General features: G+C 59.2%; 16 protein-coding genes and 2 pseudogenes. 9 read left to right on the top strand and 9 right to left on the bottom strand.

Annotation, left to right across the window (positions count from 1 at the left end; genetic code table 11):
- Window positions 1-337: 337 nt before the first annotated feature.
- Entirely contained in the window at window positions 338-1,681 is a 1,344-nt protein-coding gene (gene pssA / locus ACQY47_RS29215) for a CDP-diacylglycerol--serine O-phosphatidyltransferase (protein WP_017135533.1), read from the bottom strand.
- Between the two features lie 125 nt (window positions 1,682-1,806).
- Here pssA and ACQY47_RS29210 point away from each other — a divergent pair, with 125 nt between their 5' ends.
- Window positions 1,807-2,370, top strand: coding sequence for a TetR/AcrR family transcriptional regulator (locus ACQY47_RS29210; RefSeq protein ID WP_428554231.1), 564 nt, complete (start codon window positions 1,807-1,809; stop codon window positions 2,368-2,370).
- Between the two features lie 54 nt (window positions 2,371-2,424).
- Window positions 2,425-2,904 (top strand): DUF1348 family protein, encoded by a 480-nt coding sequence (locus ACQY47_RS29205; RefSeq protein WP_428554228.1) that lies wholly within the window; start codon window positions 2,425-2,427, stop codon window positions 2,902-2,904.
- A 219-nt stretch (window positions 2,905-3,123) separates the two neighbouring features.
- On the opposite strand, the gene ACQY47_RS29200 is transcribed toward ACQY47_RS29205, so the two are convergent.
- On the bottom strand, window positions 3,124-4,278 hold the full coding sequence (locus ACQY47_RS29200) for a PQQ-dependent sugar dehydrogenase (RefSeq protein WP_428554225.1): 1,155 nt from the start codon (window positions 4,276-4,278) through the stop codon (window positions 3,124-3,126).
- A gap of 12 nt (window positions 4,279-4,290) precedes the next feature.
- Window positions 4,291-4,608: a hypothetical protein gene (locus ACQY47_RS29195; protein ID WP_099549844.1), complete on the bottom strand. Its 318-nt coding sequence runs from the start codon at window positions 4,606-4,608 to the stop codon at window positions 4,291-4,293.
- A 184-nt stretch (window positions 4,609-4,792) separates the two neighbouring features.
- On the opposite strand from ACQY47_RS29195, the gene ACQY47_RS29190 reads away from it, so the two are divergent.
- Both ACQY47_RS29190 and ligD read left to right on the top strand, forming a co-directional pair.
- Complete coding sequence (locus ACQY47_RS29190) at window positions 4,793-5,647, top strand: Ku protein (protein ID WP_428554222.1); 855 nt, start codon at window positions 4,793-4,795, stop codon at window positions 5,645-5,647.
- 24 nt (window positions 5,648-5,671) lie between these two features.
- On the top strand, window positions 5,672-8,152 hold the full coding sequence (gene ligD, locus ACQY47_RS29185; protein WP_428554219.1) for a DNA ligase D: 2,481 nt from the start codon (window positions 5,672-5,674) through the stop codon (window positions 8,150-8,152).
- Between the two features lie 48 nt (window positions 8,153-8,200).
- Here ligD and ACQY47_RS29180 read toward each other — a convergent pair.
- Window positions 8,201-8,287, bottom strand: a pseudogene (locus ACQY47_RS29180) (hypothetical protein); the annotation flags it as partial.
- Between the two features lie 9 nt (window positions 8,288-8,296).
- Here ACQY47_RS29180 and ACQY47_RS29175 point away from each other — a divergent pair.
- Window positions 8,297-8,473 (top strand): annotated as a pseudogene (locus ACQY47_RS29175) (LysR family transcriptional regulator); the annotation flags it as partial.
- A gap of 159 nt (window positions 8,474-8,632) precedes the next feature.
- On the top strand, window positions 8,633-13,546 hold the full coding sequence (locus tag ACQY47_RS29170; RefSeq protein WP_428554216.1) for a glycosyltransferase: 4,914 nt from the start codon (window positions 8,633-8,635) through the stop codon (window positions 13,544-13,546).
- Between the two features lie 105 nt (window positions 13,547-13,651).
- Here the strand turns inward: ACQY47_RS29170 and ACQY47_RS29165 are convergent, their stop codons facing one another.
- From ACQY47_RS29165 to ACQY47_RS29155, 3 genes are all read right to left on the bottom strand, one after another.
- Window positions 13,652-13,792, bottom strand: coding sequence for a hypothetical protein (locus ACQY47_RS29165; protein ID WP_017135523.1), 141 nt, complete (start codon window positions 13,790-13,792; stop codon window positions 13,652-13,654).
- Window positions 13,793-13,803: 11 nt separating this feature from the next.
- A complete protein-coding gene (locus tag ACQY47_RS29160; RefSeq protein ID WP_017135522.1) occupies window positions 13,804-14,016 on the bottom strand; it encodes a hypothetical protein in 213 nt (70 codons plus the stop codon).
- A 72-nt stretch (window positions 14,017-14,088) separates the two neighbouring features.
- Window positions 14,089-14,634, bottom strand: a complete 546-nt coding sequence (locus ACQY47_RS29155) for a hypothetical protein (protein ID WP_428554212.1) — start codon at window positions 14,632-14,634, stop codon at window positions 14,089-14,091.
- A 463-nt stretch (window positions 14,635-15,097) separates the two neighbouring features.
- On the opposite strand from ACQY47_RS29155, the gene ACQY47_RS29150 reads away from it, so the two are divergent.
- The 3 genes from ACQY47_RS29150 (at window position 15,098) to ACQY47_RS29140 (ending at window position 17,997) form a co-directional block, all read left to right on the top strand.
- Window positions 15,098-16,507 carry a circularly permuted type 2 ATP-grasp protein gene (locus ACQY47_RS29150; protein ID WP_017135520.1) on the top strand — a complete coding sequence of 470 codons (1,410 nt, stop codon included), beginning with the start codon at window positions 15,098-15,100 and terminating at the stop codon, window positions 16,505-16,507.
- A 2-nt stretch (window positions 16,508-16,509) separates the two neighbouring features.
- Window positions 16,510-17,460, top strand: a complete 951-nt coding sequence (locus tag ACQY47_RS29145; protein ID WP_017135519.1) for an alpha-E domain-containing protein — start codon at window positions 16,510-16,512, stop codon at window positions 17,458-17,460.
- Between the two features lie 108 nt (window positions 17,461-17,568).
- On the top strand, window positions 17,569-17,997 hold the full coding sequence (locus tag ACQY47_RS29140) for a nuclear transport factor 2 family protein (RefSeq protein ID WP_099549850.1): 429 nt from the start codon (window positions 17,569-17,571) through the stop codon (window positions 17,995-17,997).
- 122 nt (window positions 17,998-18,119) lie between these two features.
- On the opposite strand, the gene msrA is transcribed toward ACQY47_RS29140, so the two are convergent.
- Together msrA and ACQY47_RS29130 are read right to left on the bottom strand one after the other, a co-directional pair.
- A complete protein-coding gene (gene msrA, locus ACQY47_RS29135; protein ID WP_428554207.1) occupies window positions 18,120-18,815 on the bottom strand; it encodes a peptide-methionine (S)-S-oxide reductase MsrA in 696 nt (231 codons plus the stop codon).
- A 148-nt stretch (window positions 18,816-18,963) separates the two neighbouring features.
- Window positions 18,964-20,724, bottom strand: a complete 1,761-nt coding sequence (locus ACQY47_RS29130; protein WP_428554204.1) for a cytochrome c biogenesis protein DipZ — start codon at window positions 20,722-20,724, stop codon at window positions 18,964-18,966.
- Between the last annotated feature and the right edge of the window lies 1 nt (window position 20,725).

Below are 20,725 nucleotides of genomic sequence, written 5' to 3'. Positions count from 1 at the left end.
TGATGAGAGTTCCCATCCCTAAAAACAGTCGGTTAAGAAAATATTAAGAATTCTTGAGATGCAGAGTAGGAAACTTCTCGATTGACTGAGGAATAGTGTGAAAACCTGAGCGCTTGAACCGGCACCGAAAGGATGTGCCCGTTGTGGGCCACCATCTGGCGACCAGGCCCTTGCGGGTGGGAGATCCACTCAATGAGCGCAGGTATGTGCGCACAAGCGAGTGACAGCGTGCGCGTCCCTTAGATCTGTTCCACAGAGAAATGTACGAACCTGGGTGTAGGCAAACTCTCAAGATGGCGAAGACCTTCTGAGAGTTTGCGGTAACGCGTCCGCTTTCCTACAAGATCCGGTAAAGCAGCCGCTCAATCCGCACCCGGCTGACCCGGCGCAAAAACTTGCCGACTGCTGGCGGATACTCCACCAGGGTCTGCAATTGCTGATACCGCTCGATGCGCGTGGTGTGCTGGAAGATCTGCGCGAGTTCTGTGCGCCGCGGCGCCAGCCACTCGCCCTTGGGATCATCGATCAGCAAGGCATTTTCCAGATCGAGGCGGAATGCCCGTGGGTTGAGGTTGTTGCCCGTGAGCAAGGTGTAACGCTGGTCGACCCACATACCCTTAAGGTGATAAGTGTTGTCGCCGTCACGCCATAAGTGCAGGTTCAACTGGCCGCTGTCGATCATCGGCTGATGGCGTTTGGCGAAGCGGCGCAGGCTGATTTCATACAGGTAAGGCAAGGCCGAGATCACCTTGAACGGCTCGCTGGGCGGGATGTAGAAATCGTTGGCGGTTTTGTCGCCGACGATAATGTCGACCTTCACCCCACGCGCCAGGGCGCGGTTTATTTCGCGGGTCACCGGCAGCGGCAGGTTGAAATACGGCGTGCAGATGGTCAGTTGATGCTGGGCACTGGCAATGAGTTCGAGGATCACCCGGTTCAACGGATTGTTCTTGCCCACACCCAGCAACGGGCTGACCGACAAGTGCCCATTGGGCAGCAAACCTGTGGTGGTGTCGTAGGTCGCGTGCTTCAAGCGGCTGCGCAAGTCACCGATGTCATTGCGCAGGCTGCGGGTGGTCGGCAGGTTCGGCAAGTCCAGGCGATGCACGGCTTTGGACGCGACCAGGCCGTGTTCCACCAGGTGTTGCATCGAGTCAGCCAAGGACTTGCTGTGGATCAGGTGATAGCGGTCAAAGCGGTATTTGTCGAACTTGTGCAAGTACACATTGTTCAGGCTGGCGCCGCTGTACAGCACGCTGTCATCGATCACAAAGCCCTTGAGGTGCAACACGCCGAACAGTTCGCGGGTTTGCACCGGCACGCCGTACACCGGTACTTCGCTGGCGTGGGAGTGGGTCATGGCCTGGTACCAGGCGCTGTTGCCCGGCTGCTTGCCGGCGCCGATCAGGCCGCGCTGGGCGCGCAACCAGTCAACCACCACCACGATATCCAACTCGGGCCGTGCCGCCTTGGCGGCGTGTAAGGCGTCGTAGATTTCCTGCCCCGCTTCGTCCTGCTGCAAGTACAGCGCGACGATGTAGATGCGTTGTGTGGCCTGAGCGATTTTTTCCAGCAGGCACAGACGGTACGCAGCGGCACCGGACAGCACGTCGATGGCATCGGGAGACAGCGGGAAACCACGCAGTTTGGGCAACAGGGAGCGTTTGAAGAACGACGGCATAAGGCTCGCAATGGGTCGAATCCGAAGAGGCACAGAGCTTACACCATGGGGCTGCTCAGGTCTCGTCGCGGCCAATGGAAAAAATTTAATTGACCATGAAGAACGATCGTTCTACTGTTTGCCGCATGAACGATATTAACAGCAACGAAACCCGCGACATTATCCTCGACGTCACCGAGAAGTTGATCTATCGCCACGGCATCGCCGCCACCGGCATGGAGTTACTGGTGAAAACCGCCGGCGTCTCACGCAAAAGTATTTACCGTTACTTTGCCAATAAAGACGAGCTGGTCATCGCCGCCCTGCAACGCCGCGACGCACGCTGGATGCAGTGGCTACGCACTGAAGTGGAACGCAGCGAAGGCAGCGGCGAGCGCCTGCTGGCGCTGTTCAGCGCACTCAAGGCCTGGTTTGGCTCGGCAGACTTTCGCGGCTGCGCCTTTATCAACACCAGTGGCGAAACCGGCGATGCGCAAGACCCGGTGCGCCTGCTGGCCAAGGCGCATAAACAAAAACTGTTCGAGTACGCCCTTGAACTGTGTAAAGCACATGGCACCCCCGACCCCGAACGGCAGGCCGCGCACCTGCTGATTCTGATCGATGGCGCCATTACCGTTGCCCTGGTCATGGGCGATTCAACAGCGGCTGATAATGCGCAATGCATGGCGCGAACCTTATTGGAACTTTGAACGCACAGGCTGAGCAACTTTCGACAACACCTTGGTATTGATAGGAGCTGCCCCATGTCATCGACAGCAGAACAACGTCCGCCGCTGCCACCGTTCACGCGTGAATCGGCCATTCAAAAAGTGCGCCTGGCCGAAGACGGCTGGAACTCCCGCGACCCGCAACGGGTGTCGCTGGCGTATACCCTGGACACGCAGTGGCGAAACCGTGCCGAATTCGCGCATAACCGCGAAGAGGCCAAGGGTTTTCTCACGCGCAAATGGGCCAAGGAACTGGACTATCGTCTGATCAAGGAGTTGTGGGCATTCACCGGCAACCGTATCGCCGTGCGCTATGCCTATGAGTGGCATGACGACTCCGGCAACTGGTTCCGTTCCTATGGCAACGAAAACTGGGAATTCGACGAAAACGGCCTGATGGCCAACCGTTTTGCCTGCATCAACGATCTGCCGATCAAAGCAACCGAGCGCAAGTTCCACTGGCCACTGGGCCGACGCCCGGATGATCATCCGGGGTTATCCGACCTCGGCCTGTAAGCCACACGCATAGGTATCTACACAACCGGTTATTGTGGCGAGCAGGCTTGTCCTGCGTTGGGCTGCGAAGCGGCCCAAGTGAAGGCACTGAAATTTTCCTGAAAAAACTCGGCGTCCGGGTTAGGGGCTGCTTCGCAGCCCAACGCAGGACAAGCCTGCTCGCCACAGGAGAAATTGGCGGCCTTCAAACCAGCTCCCACATTGGACCATCAGTCTCTGTCAGTCCTGATTCAAGCCGACGCGATACAGCACGCCCTTGTCTTCATCGGTCAGCACATACAGGAAGCCGTCCGGCCCCTGACGCACATCGCGAATCCGTGCCTTCAACCCGCCCAGCAGGCGCTCCTCGTGGATCACCTTGTCGCCATCGAACTGCAGGCGAATCAACTCCTGGCTGGCCAACGCGCCGATAAACAGGTTGTGATCCCAAGCTTTGAAACGCTCGGCGTCATAGAACGCCATGCCACTGATGCCGGGTGATTTTTCCCAGACGTGGTGGGGTTCCACAGTGCCCTCCACAGCCTTGCCCTTGGCTTCCGGAATCGGCGTCAGCGAATAATTGATGCCGTGGGTTGCCAGGGGCCAGCCATAGTTTTTGCCGCGCTCGATGATGTTGATTTCATCGCCACCGCGCGGGCCATGTTCGTTTTCCCAGATCGTGCCGCTCCAGGGGTTCAACGCCAACCCCTGCGGGTTGCGCTGGCCATAGGACCAGATCTCCGGGCGCACGCCCTGCTGGCCCACAAAGGGGTTGTCGTCCGGCACACGGCCATCCGGGTAAATGCGCACGACCTTGCCTTGCAACTTGTCCAGGTCCTGGGCCGTCGGCCGGTCATTGTTCTCGCCCAGGGTCACAAACAGGTAGCCATCCCGGTCGAAGGCCAAGCGCGAGCCGAAGTGATTGCCGGTCGACAGCTTGGGCTCCTGGCGCAAGATCACCTTGAAGTCTTTGAGCCCGCTCAAGTCATCGGCCAAGCGCCCACGCCCCACGGCAGTGCCGGCCTTGCCACCCTCGCCGCCGCCTTCGGCATACGACAGGTAGACCAGGCGGTCCTGCTTGAAGTCTGGCGACAGCACCACATCAAGCAAACCGCCCTGCCCTTTGGCCCACACCTGCGGCACGCCGGTCAGCGGCGCGGACAGTTTGCCGTCCGGGCTGACAAAGCGCAGGTGGCCAGGGCGTTCGGTCACCAGGAAGCCTTGTTTGTCCGGCAGAAACGCCACGGCCCACGGGTGGTCGAGGCCTTTGGCAATGGGGGTGGCGGTGATGCTGCCTTGTTCGCTGGGGAACTGCTGGGCATCCGCCGCCATGACGACCGTCGCGGGCAGCAGGGTTGCGCAAATAGCGGCTAACAGGGTTTTACGTAGAAACATAAGACGGAGTCCTTACCGGCGATTGCCGTTCGCATCGTAAGTGGGCGCTTTGGGTGCAGTGGCAGGACGGCTCGGGGCCGCGTTACGCGTTGGGTAACGATTGCCGATACCGCCGTTTTCCACGGTCGGTGCAGGGCCGGTCGGCGCGGGTTGAACCCCGCGGGTGGCGGCCGGCGCATTGGGCTGGGTGCCCTGCATGCTGTTGGGGTTAGCCCGATGGATTGGGCTGTTATTGGTGTTGTAGCTGCCGGGCAGGTTCTGCGCCTGGGCCAATGGCGCGAGGGCCAGGCCCAACGCGACTACGGCGAGGTAACGCACACAGCTGTTCATGACAAAGCCTCATTGGGGCGAGTAGTACGTACTTTCGATAACACGCTACGCCTTGGGTTCGGCTTTCGACATTAAATAGTTTCTCATCAGATGTAACACGATCTGTCCGCGCATCCGTCCGCCGAAACTTTTGCACCAGCCTGCGAGTCACCAGAACACCGACTCTTCTCAAGGAACCGCAGCCATGCCAAGGGCAATCTGGAAAGGCGCCATCAGTTTCGGCTTGGTCCATATCCCGGTCTCGCTGGTCTCGGCCACGTCCTCCCAGGGCATTGACTTTGACTGGCTGGACAAACGCAGCATGGACCCGGTGGGCTACAAGCGCATCAACAAGACGACTGGCAAGGAAGTCACCAAAGACAATATCGTCAAGGGCGTGGCCTTTGAGAAAGGCCGCTATGTGGTGCTCAGCGAAGACGAGATTCGCTCGGCCCACCCCAAGTCGACCCAGACCATCGAAATCATTGCCTTTGTTGCCGCCGACCAGATCCCGCTGCAAAACATCGACACGCCCTACTTCCTGGCCCCGGACAAACGCGGCGGCAAAGTCTATGCGCTGCTGCGTGAGACCCTGAAAAAAACCGCCAAGGTCGCCCTGGCCAATGTGGTGCTGCACACCAAACAGCACCTGGCAGCGCTGATGCCGCTGGAATCAGCGCTGGTATTGGTGATGCTGCGCTGGCCCGCCGAAGTACGCAGCCTCGACGAGCTTGAACTGGGCAGTGACGTGACCAAACCGAGCCTGGCCAAGGGCGAATTGGACATGGCCAAGCGCCTGGTCGAAGACATGAGCGCCGACTGGCAGCCGGACGAATACCGCGACAGCTTCCAGGAAAAGATCATGGCGCTGGTGGCGAAGAAGGCCAAGGCCGGCAAAATAGAAGACGTTGAAAGCCAGCCAGGCAGCGAAGAACGCAAATCTGCCGATGTAATCGATCTGACCGAACTGCTCAAGCGCAGCCTGGCCGGCAAGCCCGCCGCGAAAAAGCCCGCAGCAAAAAAACCGGCCGCGAAAAAAACCAGCAAAAAGGCCTCTTGAGCCCGCCATCAGCAGGAGAACGCCATGGCCAAGCCCCTGAGCGAATACACGCGCAAACGCGACTTCGAGATCACCGCAGAGCCCGCAGGCGATGCACCTGCCAGCAAATCCAAAGCCTCGGCATTGTCATTCGTGATTCAAAAACACGACGCGCGCAACCTGCACTATGACTTTCGCCTGGAACTTGATGGCGTACTCAAAAGCTGGGCGGTGCCCAAAGGCCCGAGCCTGGACCCCAGCCAGAAACGCCTGGCCGTCCACGTTGAAGACCACCCACTGAGTTACGGCAACTTCGAAGGCAATATCGCCGCCGGGCAGTATGGCGCCGGCGATGTGATCGTGTGGGATCGCGGGGTCTGGCAGCCTCACGACGATCCGCACAAGGCGTATGCAGCCGGCAAACTCAAATTCACCCTGGTCGGTGAAAAACTCTCCGGCGATTGGGCGCTGGTACGCACCCGCCTCAAGGGCAGCGGCGACAAGGAACAGTGGCTGCTGATCAAGGAAAAGGATCAGCAAGCCCGCCCGGCCGCAGACTACGACATCGTAAAGGCCCAGCCCAAAAGCGTGCTCAGCGATGCCACCGTGGGCAAGCCCGCGCCTGCACCGCGGGCAAAGCGCCAGAAAGCCAAGATCGCCCTGTCCGATCAATTCGCGCCACAACTGGCCACCCTGGTCGACCGCGCCCCGCCCGGCGATTGGCAATACGAGATCAAATTCGACGGCTACCGCATGCTGGCGCGTATCCGCGACGGCGATGTGCGCCTGTTCACCCGCAACGGTCATGACTGGACCGAGCGTTTGCCGCGCCAGGTCAAGGCCCTCCAAGCCCTCAAGCTCAAGGACAGCTGGCTGGATGGCGAAGTGGTCAGCCTTAACGCCGACGGTTTACCGGACTTCCAGGCGTTGCAAAATGCGTTCGATATCGGCCGCAGCCTGGACATCGTTTACTACCTGTTTGATGCACCTTTTTTACACGGAAAAGACCTGCGTGAAGCGCCCGTGGAACAGCGCCGTGCTGCGCTTAAATCCGCGCTGTCGGGCAGCCGCAGCAAATTGCTGCGGTTTTCCGAAACCTTCGCCGCCAACCAACGCGACATCTTCGAAAGCGCCTGCGACCTGGCGCTCGAAGGCGTGATCGGCAAGCGCATCGGCAGCCCGTATGTGTCCAGCCGCAGTGCCGACTGGATCAAACTCAAATGCCGCCTGCGTCAGGAGTTTGTGATTGTCGGTTACACCCGCCCGCAAGGTTCGCGCACCGGCTTCGGCGCGTTGCTGCTGGCGGTCAATGACGACAACGGCTTGGTGTATGCCGGGCGTGTCGGCACCGGGTTTGATCAGCACGCGCTCAAAGCGATTTACGCCCAGCTCACGCCTTTGGCGCGCAAAACTTCGCCACTGCAAAACCCGCTGACCAGCAGCCAGGCACGCGGCGTGCACTGGGTGGAGCCCGAGCTGGTCGGCGAAGTCAATTTCGCCGAATGGACCCGCGAAGGCGTGGTACGCCAAGCCTCATTCGTGGCGATGCGCAGCGACAAGCCTGTGGCGCAGATCATCCATGAGCAACCGCGCGCGGCCAAATCTCTCAAGCAGGCCTCAGCGCCGAAAAAAGCCGGCAACGGCGTGAACATCACGCACCCCGATCGCGTGATCGATCCACGAAGTGGCACGCAAAAGCAGCAGTTGGCAGAGTTTTACGCCAGCATCAGCGAATGGCTCCTGCCGTTTCTGCGCCATCGGCCGGTCTCGCTACTGCGCGCGCCGGATGGCATCGAAGGCGAGCAATTCTTCCAAAAACATGCAGAGCGCCTGGCCATTCCCCATATCAAACAACTGGACCAGAACCTCGACCCTGGCCATGCACGGCTGATGGAAATCGACACCACCAAAGCCCTGCTCGGCGCCGTGCAGATGGGCACCATTGAGCTGCACACCTGGGGCGCGACTGCCGACAAAATCGAAACCCCGGACCGGTTTGTGCTCGATCTCGACCCGGACCCGGCGCTGCCCTGGAAAAGCATGCGGGAGGCCGCGCAATTGACCCTGTCGGTACTGGATGAGTTGGGCCTTGAGGCGTTCGTCAAAACCAGCGGTGGCAAAGGCCTGCACGTGGTCATTCCGCTGGCGCGCCGGGACGGCTGGGAGACAGTAAAGGCCTTTGCCAAGGCCATCGCACAGTTTATGGCACAGCAACTGCCTGAACGCTTTACCGCTACCAGCGGCCCGAAGAACCGCATTGGCAAGATCTTTATCGACTACCTGCGCAATGCCCGCGGCGCGAGTACGGTGGCGGCCTATTCGGTACGGGCACGCCCGGGCCTGCCGGTCTCGGTGCCGGTGAGCAAGGACGAACTGAACGGGTTACGCGGTGCGCAGCAATGGACGGTGGCTAATCTGCATGAGCGTTTGAGCACGCTCAAGGATGACCCCTGGGCGGGTTACGCCAACCGGCAGAAGATCAGCAAGAAAATGTGGGACAAGCTGGGGGCGCAGCCGCCACAGTGATTGGCATCCAGCGTCCGCCGCCGACAGCGTGCGGGCACTGTAGGTGTGCCCCATCAGGCGGGTGGGCAGTACGCGCCACTGTTCATCGAGGCTGTCGCCTTGCGGGTTGAGGAAGGCGAAGGTATACGGCCGCAGGCAGGCGATGTGCAGCAGCAGCTTGCCGAGGGCCGCCTGGTGGAAGTCATGCCGGACTGGGCCTGCATGGGCGAACCGCTGTGCATGTACTACCCGAGCCGCCGCCAGTCGCAACCGGGTTTGCGCCAGTTGATGGATATTATCCGGATGAAAACCATCGGTTCGCAGTTAATGGAAACACATTGAACCTGGGCCAGGCAGGTTGGCCTGGAGGGGGCGAAATATAGGGTTACGACTGAATCGGTGGAAGCAGGGAATCAAACCGAAGCGGCTGTTACGTAAGGGAAATGCCTCGTTAGTTCCCACATCGAGGCGCTATTCCCACACGCACAACGGCAGCCCACTATGAACAGTGTTTCCAATCAGATCATCGCACGCCCTTCATCTGCTCCAACGTTGCCGCTACTGCCGCCGCTTTCAAGGCCAAAACGTGACACCGCGTCCCCGCAGGAAGCGCAGGCTGCCACACGGGCCAATGGAGACAGCGAACTGGCCATGCAATACGCGATCGCCCTGAACCTGGCTGGCCGTCGCACTCATGTTGAAGACTTCGATCACATTGCTCCCCACTCCACCTTTGGCCAATGGTGGAGGCACTTGCATGATGCCTTCCAATCGCCCGATGTTCAGCAGTGGATCAAGGCCTTGGGGGTTGATACCACCTCGATAAAAATCGATCCAAAATCAGGTCAGATTTCCTTTTACCGTGAGCGCTTTCTTGACCCGCTAAGCACATTACACACGCTGGGCCAGGACGACAGCCAGTGGGCTGCCCTGAGCGGGCCTATCCTGCGGGCCGCAAGCGTCATAGATGGCGAATTTCCTTTTGCGCCTCCCGTCAATAGCCCGGACGCACCTGTACCCTGGAAGCTCGTCGGTCGATTTTATCAGGAGCCACAGAACCTGACGCTGTCTGGCATGCTCAAGCGAGCGGAAGAAATCAGCCACCAGACGGGTAACTTCAAAACCCTCGATCCAGGCCGCTTTGCGGACAAGATCCAGTCGCGCAGCGAAGAAACACTACAGGAACAGAAAGCGGCACTGGGTGATATCCACAACTGGCACCGGGCGGGTGCTGCACTGCAACGCCTGGCGATGGCCCTGGAGGATGGCAGTAAAAAGTTCGAGGAACTCCAGCCCGAACTGGGACAGCCGCTCCCACTGTCTGCAGACAGCACCTACCGGCCAACGGGCACTGGCGCCGCCAACGAAACCAGCCTGCTTCAATTTCTGACGGAGCATGGCATTGACGTCCCCACCAATTTCGAGCAACTGGAAAACCTCTCCAGCGCGCTCCTCACGACGCCCCCCAAGGCCGCCCCCCATGGCGACTTGGGCGGCGCGCTGACATGGCCCGAACCACTTGCACGTGACAACCAGACACAACTGAAGACGGGAATTACCGAAGGAAAATTCGGCGACGTCAGATTAAAACCCTTCAAGCATGTCCTGGATTATCTGCTCAACGGCAGATCGATCTCCGCGCAGGAACAGCTGAATCCACGGCAGTTGATCAGCAGCTTGATAAGTTCAGACAGAGGTACCGCACTGGGCAAGGCAATTGAAGCCACATTCGAGGCTCGCTCAGTCAAAGGCAGTGTCACCGACTGGCTGCTGGCGGCCTTGGGCGTGGGGAAATACGACCAAGCCCACGGTGAAACACGTATTGAGGGCTACCCCCTGGTTTCAGCCCACAACAGCCATAAATCGGCTTCGAGGGTGGTCAAGGAGCTGGAGGAGCATCTGCTTGCCAACGGCCTCGCTTCCAGCGCGCAAACAGCATCCGTGCAGGCCCACCTCATGCTCGCCAGTCGCGCACCGCAGTTTCTGGTCAAGGGTATCCCGCAGGAAGTGACGATGGGTTCGCACAGCTGGGTCAGCTTCACTACGGCGGTAGCGCGCGTGGAGGCGAAAGCGCCAGGCGCGACAGCCAACATGGACTACGCGCAAATCATGCTCGCGGCCAATATTGCACCGATCTCGAACGAGGAACGCCAGATCGAATATGCCGCCCAGAACGAGGCGATCAAAGCCTGGGGCGTTCCCAACGGCATGGGCTATCCGACCACGCAGACAGCCCTGTCCGAGGTGCGTGAGGCGTTCAACCGGCATATCAGCGAAATGAGCGAAGCCGCCTCACTGCCGCTCCTCGAGACGCCGACCACCAAAGCCATTGCGGTCGAGCTTTTGAAAAAAGCATGCCCCGGGATGGACCCAGCGCTGTTTGAGAAAAAGTGCATTACGTCGCAGCCCTCTACCAACGTATACCCCGGCCCCTACTCACTGTTGGACCTGCTCATTGATCGCAGGGCGCTTAGATCCCCACCACCAGATTCCGACAACAGAAAGCCTGCGGTATGGGTTTCATCATCAGACGAAATCAATATCGGCGATCTGCTGCCAATCCTCAAAACCCTGCCGGATCCCATCAAGCAGTTCAATGAGGACTTTCGCACGTTCTCTGACGCCGTCAAAAAGGCCACGTCGGCGCAGTTCAAGGTCATGATTTCGAAATTGCCACTGGAAGACCGGCAAAATCTGGCGTTCGGCGAAATCGTCGTACACAAAGAAATTCGCTACGACCGCATTCAAGGCTCCAGTTATGACAAGCGTGTTGAAACAGGCGTGGTACTGGTCGAGACCCTGCGTACCGTCAACGGTAAACCTCAGACCAGGCAGTACGCAATCAACCGGCTGGAGGGCACTATCACCCCGCAGCCGAGCCTGTTTTATGCATCACTCCCGCCCGCCAGCCTTGCGTCTACCGGCCCACGTTATATAGCAGACCAGATAACGCCCAGGGGTGAGTACCCCGCGGGAATAACAGACGAACGCAAAGGCGCCACGGGTGTACCGAAGAGCTTCGCCAGTGCCAGAACCCAATACCTGGCCGATGCATTGATTGAGGATATGAAGCTACCTGAGTTGGGCGCATATTCCAGGGGAACAACGACCTTTCAGACGGAACACAGCACCACCGAAGCCATTCGCGAGGTCTTGCTGGGCTTTATTCCGTTCAGGTCGGCCATTAAAAATTTCAACGAGGGCAAGACTGCCGACGGTGTTGTCGACTTGGCGTTCGACATTTTTGGTTTCGTGGTCGGCGTCGGCTCCGCTGCCAAGGCCGCGAGAGCTTCATTTGTCGGTGCTTCCGTGCTGTCAAAAGCTGCCCTGGGGTTCAAGATTGTCGGGCGGGCAGCAGTGGGCGCGCTCAATCCGTTGGGCGGTATTGATGACCTCGCGCGTAGCGCTATAAGGGGCGTAAAGTTTGTAGCCGGCAAAGCCTATAAAGGTGTCAATTACCTGCGCGGTTCGTACCGCCATGTCAACTTGTTGGAGGTGGCCAAAAGGGCCGATATCGCTGAAGGCGCATTCAGTGCCGCCAACAGCGCTCGCAATACAAAAGCCCTGGCTAAGTTCGATGAGGCAACCCATAAGTGGTACGCCTTGGATCCGCGCACGAAGCAGGCCTACGGCAAGCCGCTGGAGAACTTCGTCCCAGACGTGCCAAAACCGGGCGACTCGAATAGTTTGCGAGCAATCTCCAGTGACGACGCAATCCAGAACATCAGCAAGCAACACGGCCTGGCAGCAACCGGGACAATTCAGGTGGGCCAAGAAACAGTCGAGCGCCAGGCTGTGATGTTTCTGGGTAATTGGCATGAGTACGATGCATTGAAGCAACGCGCCATGGGCCTGCCCTTGAGAGACTTTAAACCTAACCGCGTTGCTGCCAATGGAGAAGTACGCTCACTGGATGATTTGCACAGTTATGAAACCCGCTACATCGCCGCAGACGAGTTATCGACCACGGGGTTGCAGAACAACGTGTTTGTGGGCCGTAGTAAACGCGAGTATGTGAAGGTTGATGGCAGGCTCTTTGAGTCCCAAGTCACAGACAGCCGGCGCGTCATCCGCCATCCGAACGGCACGAGCCCCGATATACCTGTCAAGGATCTTGGCCATTCAGGGTGGGCACCTTTATCCCGATCCGAACGTTTGCTGGGCGGCGCAAGTGGCACACCGACGCATTTCAGGCTGGGAGATGGAACCTACGTAGTGCCGATGGACGATATTAAACGCGTGGAAACCTCAGGCAATCCATTCAGGATTACTTACAAAAACGCCGATCAGGAAGTTGCGTTCGACAGCACGGCCGGCGCATGGAGAGGCACCCACGAGCAAGGCCAGCAGTATTACTGGCGAACTACCAAAGGCCACTGGCAACGGGGAACACTTGAAGCGTCCAGAAAGGCTAAAAAAGCCAGCGCCCACCACTATAACTTTGTGGATATTTCGTCGATTCCCAGAATCCCCAAACAACTGGCTCCCGTGCCCAAAACGTTGAACTATTTCTGGGCGGGCCAGGAGATTCCCGCCCACTTGGTCGACAACATGATCAAAAACGCCACCCGAGCTTCAGGCTATAAAACAGTCCTGCACGTGGACGCCGACAACCCCGCTGTGTTCAAACAAATAGAAAGCAAGCTGAAGGAGAAAATTCCCGGCGTGACGGTGCTCAACCTTAATGAAGATGCCGCATTTAAGCAGTTGAAGACCGGCGAAATGTACAACTACTTCCGACAAGGGCAAGGGAAGAATCTGGCTGCAGCTTCGGATGTAGCCCGCTACCCGATAATGAATAAACACGGTGGTTTTTACCTGGACACCGATGATCTTATCCAAAGCAACGTGGGTGCCGTCGATGTAGCAGCGGGCGCCGACGATGTGCTGCTCGGTTTACCAGTGGTGCACCAAGTGGCCGATTACAAAACGTTCTATAACACCAGTAACTTTGCTACTCGACCCGGTAACCCGGTGCTTGACGAGATGATCAGGGAAATGAATAAACGGTTTGCGACTAACAAACCCTACTTTGCGAATAATCGACCGACTATCACTCGAGGCCCCGAGGGCAGGCTGCAATTCACCCCGGAATTCAAGGAATATGAGGCAAAAATTTTCGATACCGTAGGGCCGAATATGTTTAATGACACGCTTAAAACGAAAAGACCCGACATGTATGATTTAGGTTTGGATGGCCTCTCTAAAGAAGCAACATTAGTCGATGGCATGCTCGTGTCGCACGGTCCGGTCGTCAACATTCAACAAAGGGTGAGTGAGGCCTATGCACGTCACGGCGTGGTGGCGCCAGTCACAGCGCCCTACCAGATCCTGAAGACCAAGGAGCATTACTTCCCGCTTCGCTACACGTTCAATGTGAAAGTTGGGGCTGACCATTCCTGGATCAGTACTTGATCGAAACACGTTGAAGCAACCTGCACCGAGTTGCTGGGCCGTCGTTCATGACCTGAGCACTCAGCCAAAGCTGGCGTGGTATGAACGACGAGCCAAGGCGAACGCTCAATCCTGACTTTCGGTGTTGCCTACATCCGCTGCATCATCGAGGTCGTTGAGCGGTACTTCTGCATCATCCATCAATGAACCTGGGTCTTCATTGCCCGGGTCATTGAGTTCTTCATCGTCATCGAGTTCCTGGGACATCACCTTCTCCTCTAACCACCTTGGGTGTCGATATCGGCATCGGTTTCAGGCTTGGGCTCGCGCGTGGGCTTGAAGTCTGGACTGTAGTCGTTTTCCCGGGCTTTGGGGTCGCTGGCAGGTTTCGGGTCTTTTGGCGCATCGGCAGCGGTGCCGGGCGCCGGCTCGCCGCCATCGATGGCCGGGTCGTTACGGTTGCCGGTTTGGGGGTCGTTGCTGGTGTTCATAGGTCACCTCTTGAGTAAAACGCAGCCTGCGTAGAGTTAAGGGTGTGCGCAGCGCCACGAAGTTCAAATTGCTTAAGAGACCGGGTTATCCACCTGGATATAAAACGCATAGGCACCCAGCAGCACCCAGAACACCATAAACAGCCACGGTGCACGCATGGAGAACAGCAGCGACTTGCGATAGCCCTTGTGGGACGATTCAGTCTCGCAGAACAGCGGCGAATCATCGTAGGCCATGCCCATCACCGGCTCACTGCGCAGCAGCTCGCTCTGCTTGTAGTGCCAGTGGTCGATAATTTCGTAGGCGGCGCGAATACCTGGCCAGGCATTCAATGAGCTAAGAATGCCGAGGAAGGCCAGAAACGCGGGCACAACCAAGGTAAAAAACTTGCCCCACTCCGGGTTCAGGTTACCCATGCCGGAGACAAAGGCGATCACCAGGAACGACTGTGCCGAGAGATAGGCGCCGGTACGGTTGGCCAGGATGCTGGTTTCGTACTGGATCTCGCGGCGATAGAAATCGAGGCGGTCTTTGGGTGAGCCGAAAATCTTGGCATTGTGCTCGTTGTGATCATCCAGGGCGGCTGCCGGTGTGTTGGGAGAGATGATTCTGGGCACGGCGGTGCTCCACAAGGTGACGAGCCTTGTTAGAAGAATCGGGGCTGGATGAAGTTCAAGTTTGTTCATGCACCAATTTGGCGCATTCGCTGCACCCTTGTAGTGAGCGGCTTTTAGTGGCACCACGCTTTTGTGGCGAGCGAGCTTGCTCGCGCTGGGCTACGTAGCGGCCCCAATAAAAGCGGGAGCGCTGCGCACTCCAGCGCGAGCAAGCTCGCTCGCCACAAAAGCTCGCTCGCCACAAGTGAATCACTGCCTTGAACACCGTTCCGGCACAAGCATTGCTTAATGCATTCATCTGCCCGGATACAGGAGCATTCGTTACCCCCCGACCCAGAGCCGACCCCATAAGAAAGTAAGGACCAGGCCCGTTGGCACCCTCAGCCACAGGCTCATAAAAATATGCGTTTTTTTAAGCGGCAGTGCCACCCAAGGCAACCCTGGGCACTGACAAGGTACTGGAATGGCTCGATCTTTCTTTGATGAAATGAATGACGCAAACGGCGCCTGCCGTGCGCACTATCAGGACTTCTCCCGCTGGCTGGCCAATACGCCGCCGGAACTGTTGGCCCAACGGCGTCGCGAAGCCGATTTGCTCTTCCACCGCGCCGGGATCACCTTCACCCTCTACGGCGACGAACAAGACACCGAGCGCTTGATCCCCTTCGATATCATCCCGCGCAGCATCCCCGCCAGTGAATGGGCCATGATCGAACGCGGCTGCATCCAGCGCGTCAATGCGTTGAACATGTTCCTTGCCGATATCTATCACGACCAGCGCATCATCAAGGCCGGGATCATCCCGGCGGACCAGGTGCTGGGCAACGAGGGTTATCAAAAGGCGATGGTCGGGCTGGACCTGCACCGTGACATCTACTCACATATTTCCGGCGTGGACCTGGTACGCGACGGCGACGGCACCTACTACGTGCTTGAAGACAACCTGCGCACCCCCAGCGGCGTGAGCTACATGCTCGAAGACCGCAAGATGATGATGCGCCTGTTCCCGGAAGTGTTCGCCAAGCAGCGCATCGCGCCGGTGGACCACTACCCCAACCTGCTGCTCAAGACCCTGAAAAGCTCGAGCCGGCTCGACAACCCCAATGTGGTGGTGCTGACGCCGGGGCGTTTTAACAGCGCGTTCTTCGAGCATGCGTTCCTGGCCCGGGAAATGGGCGTGGAGCTGGTGGAAGGCGCCGACCTGTTCGTGCACGACCTTAAAGTGTTCATGCGCACCACCGACGGCCCTAAACCAGTGGACGTGATCTACCGGCGTATCGACGACGCATTCCTTGACCCCCATGCCTTCAACCCGGACTCCATGCTTGGCGTGCCCGGCCTGGTCGCCGCTTACTGCGCCGGCAATGTGGTACTGGCCAACGCCATCGGCACCGGCGTGGCCGATGATAAGTCCATCTACCCTTACGTGCCGGAAATGATCCGCTTCTATCTGGACGAAGAACCGGTGCTGCAAAACGTACCGACCTTCCAGTGCCGCAAACCGGATGAACTGTCCCATGTGCTGGCGCATTTGCCGGAACTGGTGGTCAAGGAAACCCAAGGCTCCGGCGGCTACGGCATGCTGGTTGGCCCGGCTTCAACGGCTGCCGAAATCGAAGACTTCCGCCAACGCATCAAGGCGCGCCCTCACGCCTACATCGCCCAGCCGACGCTGAGCCTGTCCACCTGCCCCACCTTCGTCGAAAACGGCATCGCGCCACGGCACATCGACCTGCGCCCGTTTGTGCTCTCGGGCAAGGAAACCCGCCTGGTGCCTGGCGGGCTGACCCGTGTAGCGTTGAAGGAAGGCTCGTTGATCGTCAACTCGTCGCAAGGCGGCGGAACCAAGGACACCTGGGTGGTGGAGGGCTGAGTATGTTGAGTAGAACCGCCGCAGATCTGTACTGGATGTCCCGTTACCTGGAACGTGCCGAGAACCTGGCGCGCATGCTGGAAGTCAGTTATTCGCTGTCGTTGATGCCCCAGGCCGGGCGCAGTGACGGGCTGGATGAGTTGGCCATGTCGCTGCTCAGCAGCGGCACACTGGACAGCTACCTCGAACGTCATAAACAACTGGACGCCGAACGCATGCTGCACTTCTTCGCCCTCGACGAAGAAAACCCGGCCAGCATCTACAACTGCCTGCGCGCCGCCCGTGGCAATGCCCACGCCGTGCGCGGGCGCATTACCGCCGACATGTGGGAAAACCTCAACGCCACCTGGCTGGAAATGCGCAGCATCGCCGCCGGCGGCCTGGCGCGCCATGGCATCAGCCACTTTTGTGACTGGGTCAAACAGCGCTCGCACCTGTTTCGCGGGGCCACCTCCGGCACCATCATGCGCAATGACGCCTACCGGTTTATTCGCCTGGGCACCTTTGTCGAGCGTGCGGACAACACCTTGCGTCTGCTGGACGCGCGGTATGAAATGTTCGGCGAGGAATCGGAGGAAGTCAGCGACCTTTCGGCACGCGGCTATTACCAGTGGAGCGCCCTGCTCCGTGCGTTGTCGTCATTTGAGGCTTACACCGAGCTGTACCCGAATGCGCTGAATGCGCGCTCGGTCTCGGAGTTGCTGCTGTTGCGCAGTGATGTACCGCGCTCACTGCACGCGTGCATCGAGGAGTTGAGCCATATCCTCGCCGACCTGCCCGGCAGTTACGGGCGCGAGGCTCAACGCCTGGCGGCCGAGTTCGAAGCGCGGCTGCGTTATACCGGCATCGATGAAATCCTGGAGGACGGCTTGCACAGCCGGCTCACGGACTTTATCGACACCGTGCGCGAACTGGCGCGGGCGATTCACAGCTCGTACCTGGAAGTGGTGTGAGTGCATTCGGGTTACTTATCTGTCAATTCGGGTGATTGACCCTGCTTGAGTGCCGCTCTTATGTTGGGCAGGTGAACGACCTTCCCAACATAAGAACAGGTACAGCCCATGTCCGAACTCCACCTGAACCCCGCCGCCGCCCACAGCCTGCAACGCTGGCACGCCATGCTGGCCGCACGCGACCTCAACGCCCTGCCCGAACTGCTCGCACCTGACGCGGTGTTCCGCTCGCCCATGGCCCATACGCCCTACCCCGGCGCGCCGGTGGTGTCGATGATCCTCAACACGGTGATCAAGGTGTTCGAAGACTTCGCCTATCACCGTGAACTGGCGAGTGCCGATGGGCTTAACGTGGTGCTGGAGTTCAGCGCGCGCGTGGGTGAAAAACAGCTCAAGGGTATCGATATGATTCGCTTCAATGAACAGGGGCAGATCGTCGAGTTTGAAGTGATGGTGCGCCCCCTGAGCGGGTTGCAAGCGCTAGGTGAAGAAATGGGCCGCCGGCTGGCGCCGTACCTGGCCAAGGCCAAATCCTGAAGACGATCGTTCCCACGCTCCGCGTGGGAATGCCTCTTGTGACGCTCTGCGTCACGTCTTGGGACGCGGAGCGTCCTGGGCTGCATTCCCACGCAGAGCGTGGGAACGATCAGTCCGGGTGGTTATTGGTTTTTGACTAATACCGGCACGGCACGGTATTGGTCGGGGAACAGTTTCTTGAGCTGCGCCACCTTGGGCAAATCATTGATCACGATGTACGGGTAAGACGGGTTCTCGGTCAGAAAATCCTGGTGATAGGACTCCGCCGGGTAGAACGTCTTGCCCATCTCGACCTTGGTCACGATCGGCTTGTCGAACGCTTTGGCGGCGTCCAACTGGGCGATATAGGCCTGTGCGACTTTTTGCTGTTCGGCATTTTGCGCAAAGATTTCCGAACGGTACTGGGTGCCGCTGTCCGGACCTTGGCGGTTCAGTTCAGTGGGGTTGTGGGCCACCGAGAAGTAGATCTGCAACAGCTTGCCGTAGCTGACTTTGCTCGGATCGTAAGTCACCGACACCGATTCGGCGTGGCCGGTATCGCCGTCGCTGACCGACTCGTACTGGGCCGTGTTTGCAGCGCCGCCGTCATAGCCGGACACGGCGTTTTTGACGCCTTGCACATGCTGGAACACGCCTTGGACACCCCAGAAGCAACCCCCGGCGAACACCGCGGTTTGCAGGTTGCCGGGCTCGGCCGGCAGGTCCATGGCCGGCGGCGCGATCATCACAGCCTCTTCGGCGCCACCGAAGGAGAACGCCGAGCTTTGGCCGACGAAAGCGGCGAAGGCCAGTGCGGGTAAAATCTTGAGAAGCTTCATAGAACTCACTCCAGTACGCGGTCAAGTGTGGGAGCTGGCTTGCCTGCGATGGCACCGGCAGATCCAACATCATCGTCGGCAGGTACACCGCTATCGCAGCGATGCGGCGACCCGACAAGCCAGCTCCCACATGGATCAGGTTTTCACTTCAACCGAAAGTGAAGGCATACGCCGACACATGCGGGTCGAGAAATTCGATGCTGAACGTGCGGTCCTTAACCCCGGCTGGTTGACGCACCAGCTGGTACAGGCGTTGCTCGGTCACCGTGCCACTGCCATCCGGCGCCACGTCAGTACCATGAGCATCGCCGGGCGCCTGGCCATCAATCGTCACCTTGAAGCGCACCGGCTTGCCATCGGCGCCAGGCCCCAGCACCAGGTGCAGGTCACGGGCATGAAAGCGGTAAACCACACGCCCACCGGCCTGGTCGAGGGTGGCTTGTTGGCCGCCGACATTCCATGGGCCTTCCAGGGTCCAGTTGTTCAGGGCCAGGTGGCCGGCCGCCGGGTAATTCACCACTTTGTCGGTGCCCAACGCGCCGGTGGTGACGAAGTTTTCCGCACGCTGGAAGCCCAGGTAGGTTTCCGGCGATTGCACCTCGTTCATGTCCGGCGCTTGCTGCACACCCTTGGCATCGGCCTCGATCAAACCACCGGCGACGTTGGTCGCGCCGGCCTCACGCAACAGTTGCTGAATCACCCGCTCCGACTCGGCGTAGTCGCCTTCACCGAAGTGGTGATAACGAATCTGGCCCTTGGCATCGGCAAAGTAATGCGCCGGCCAGTATTGGTTGTTGAAGGCGCGCCAGATCTTGTAGTTGTTGTCGATCGCCACCGGGTAGGTGATGCCCAGGTCTTTCATCGCCTTGGTGACGTTGTTCACGTCGCGTTCAAAGGCAAACTCCGGGGCGTGTACGCCGATCACTACCAAGCCCTGGTCTTTGTATTTCTCGGCCCAGGCTTTGACGTAAGGCAAGGTGCGCAGGCAGTTAATGCAGGAGTAGGTCCAGAAATCCACCAGCACCACTTTGCCCTTGAGTGCTTCGGCGGTCAGCGGCGGGCTGTTGAGCCATTGCACCGCGCCCTCCAGCGGCGGCAGCGTGCCTTCGATAGGCAGTGTGTCGCTGTGGTTGGCCGCCGCCATCATGGCGCCACCGGCCATCATCGCCCCGCTCTTCTGTGCAGGTTTGGCGCTCAGTGTGTCGACCAGGCTTTGTTCAAGGCCACCGGTAGAGGCGGTCGACAAGCGCGACAACACGCCCGTGTCCAGGCCCAAGGCGATGGCGGCCACACCGGCCAGCATCAGCGCACCCAGGCCACGGCGCAGCCATTCGCCGGCGCCCAGGGATTTTTTCATCAAGCCAAAGACTTTACCGCCGACCAGCAAGGCCAAGGCCAGGGAGGTGGCAGCCCCGGCGGCGTAGGCCAGCAAGAGCAAGGTAGTGCCGATGCTGGCCCCTTGCAGCGCGGCGCCGGTCAGCACCAGCCCCAGGATTGGCCCGGCGCAAGGCGCCCAGAGCAAACCGGTGGCCACGCCGATCAGGAACGACGCACCCGGACGCGGTTTGGCATCGGCCCCGGCGGCCTCCGACAAACGACTGCCGGCGGCCACCAATGGCCGCGTCAGTCGCTCCGAGAGTTTCGGCAGCAACAGCGTGAGCCCGAACAGGGCAACGCACAGCAACGCGAGCCAACGCCCGTATTGATTGACTTGCACCACCCAGCCGCCGCCCACCGCAGCCAGTGAGGCCACCAGGGCGAACGTCACCGCCATCCCCGCTAACAGCGGCAAGCCACTGCGCATAAACGGCTGCCCGGTGCGAGCGAAGACAAAAGGCAGAACAGGCAGGATGCACGGGCTGACAATTGTCAGCACGCCGCCCAGATACGCGAGAACCAGCAGCCACATG

Origin of the sequence: Pseudomonas edaphica (assembly GCF_965277385.1) — a bacterium.
Lineage (GTDB): Bacteria > Pseudomonadota > Gammaproteobacteria > Pseudomonadales > Pseudomonadaceae > Aquipseudomonas > Aquipseudomonas edaphica.
This window is presented reverse-complemented; position numbering and strand designations above follow the sequence as displayed.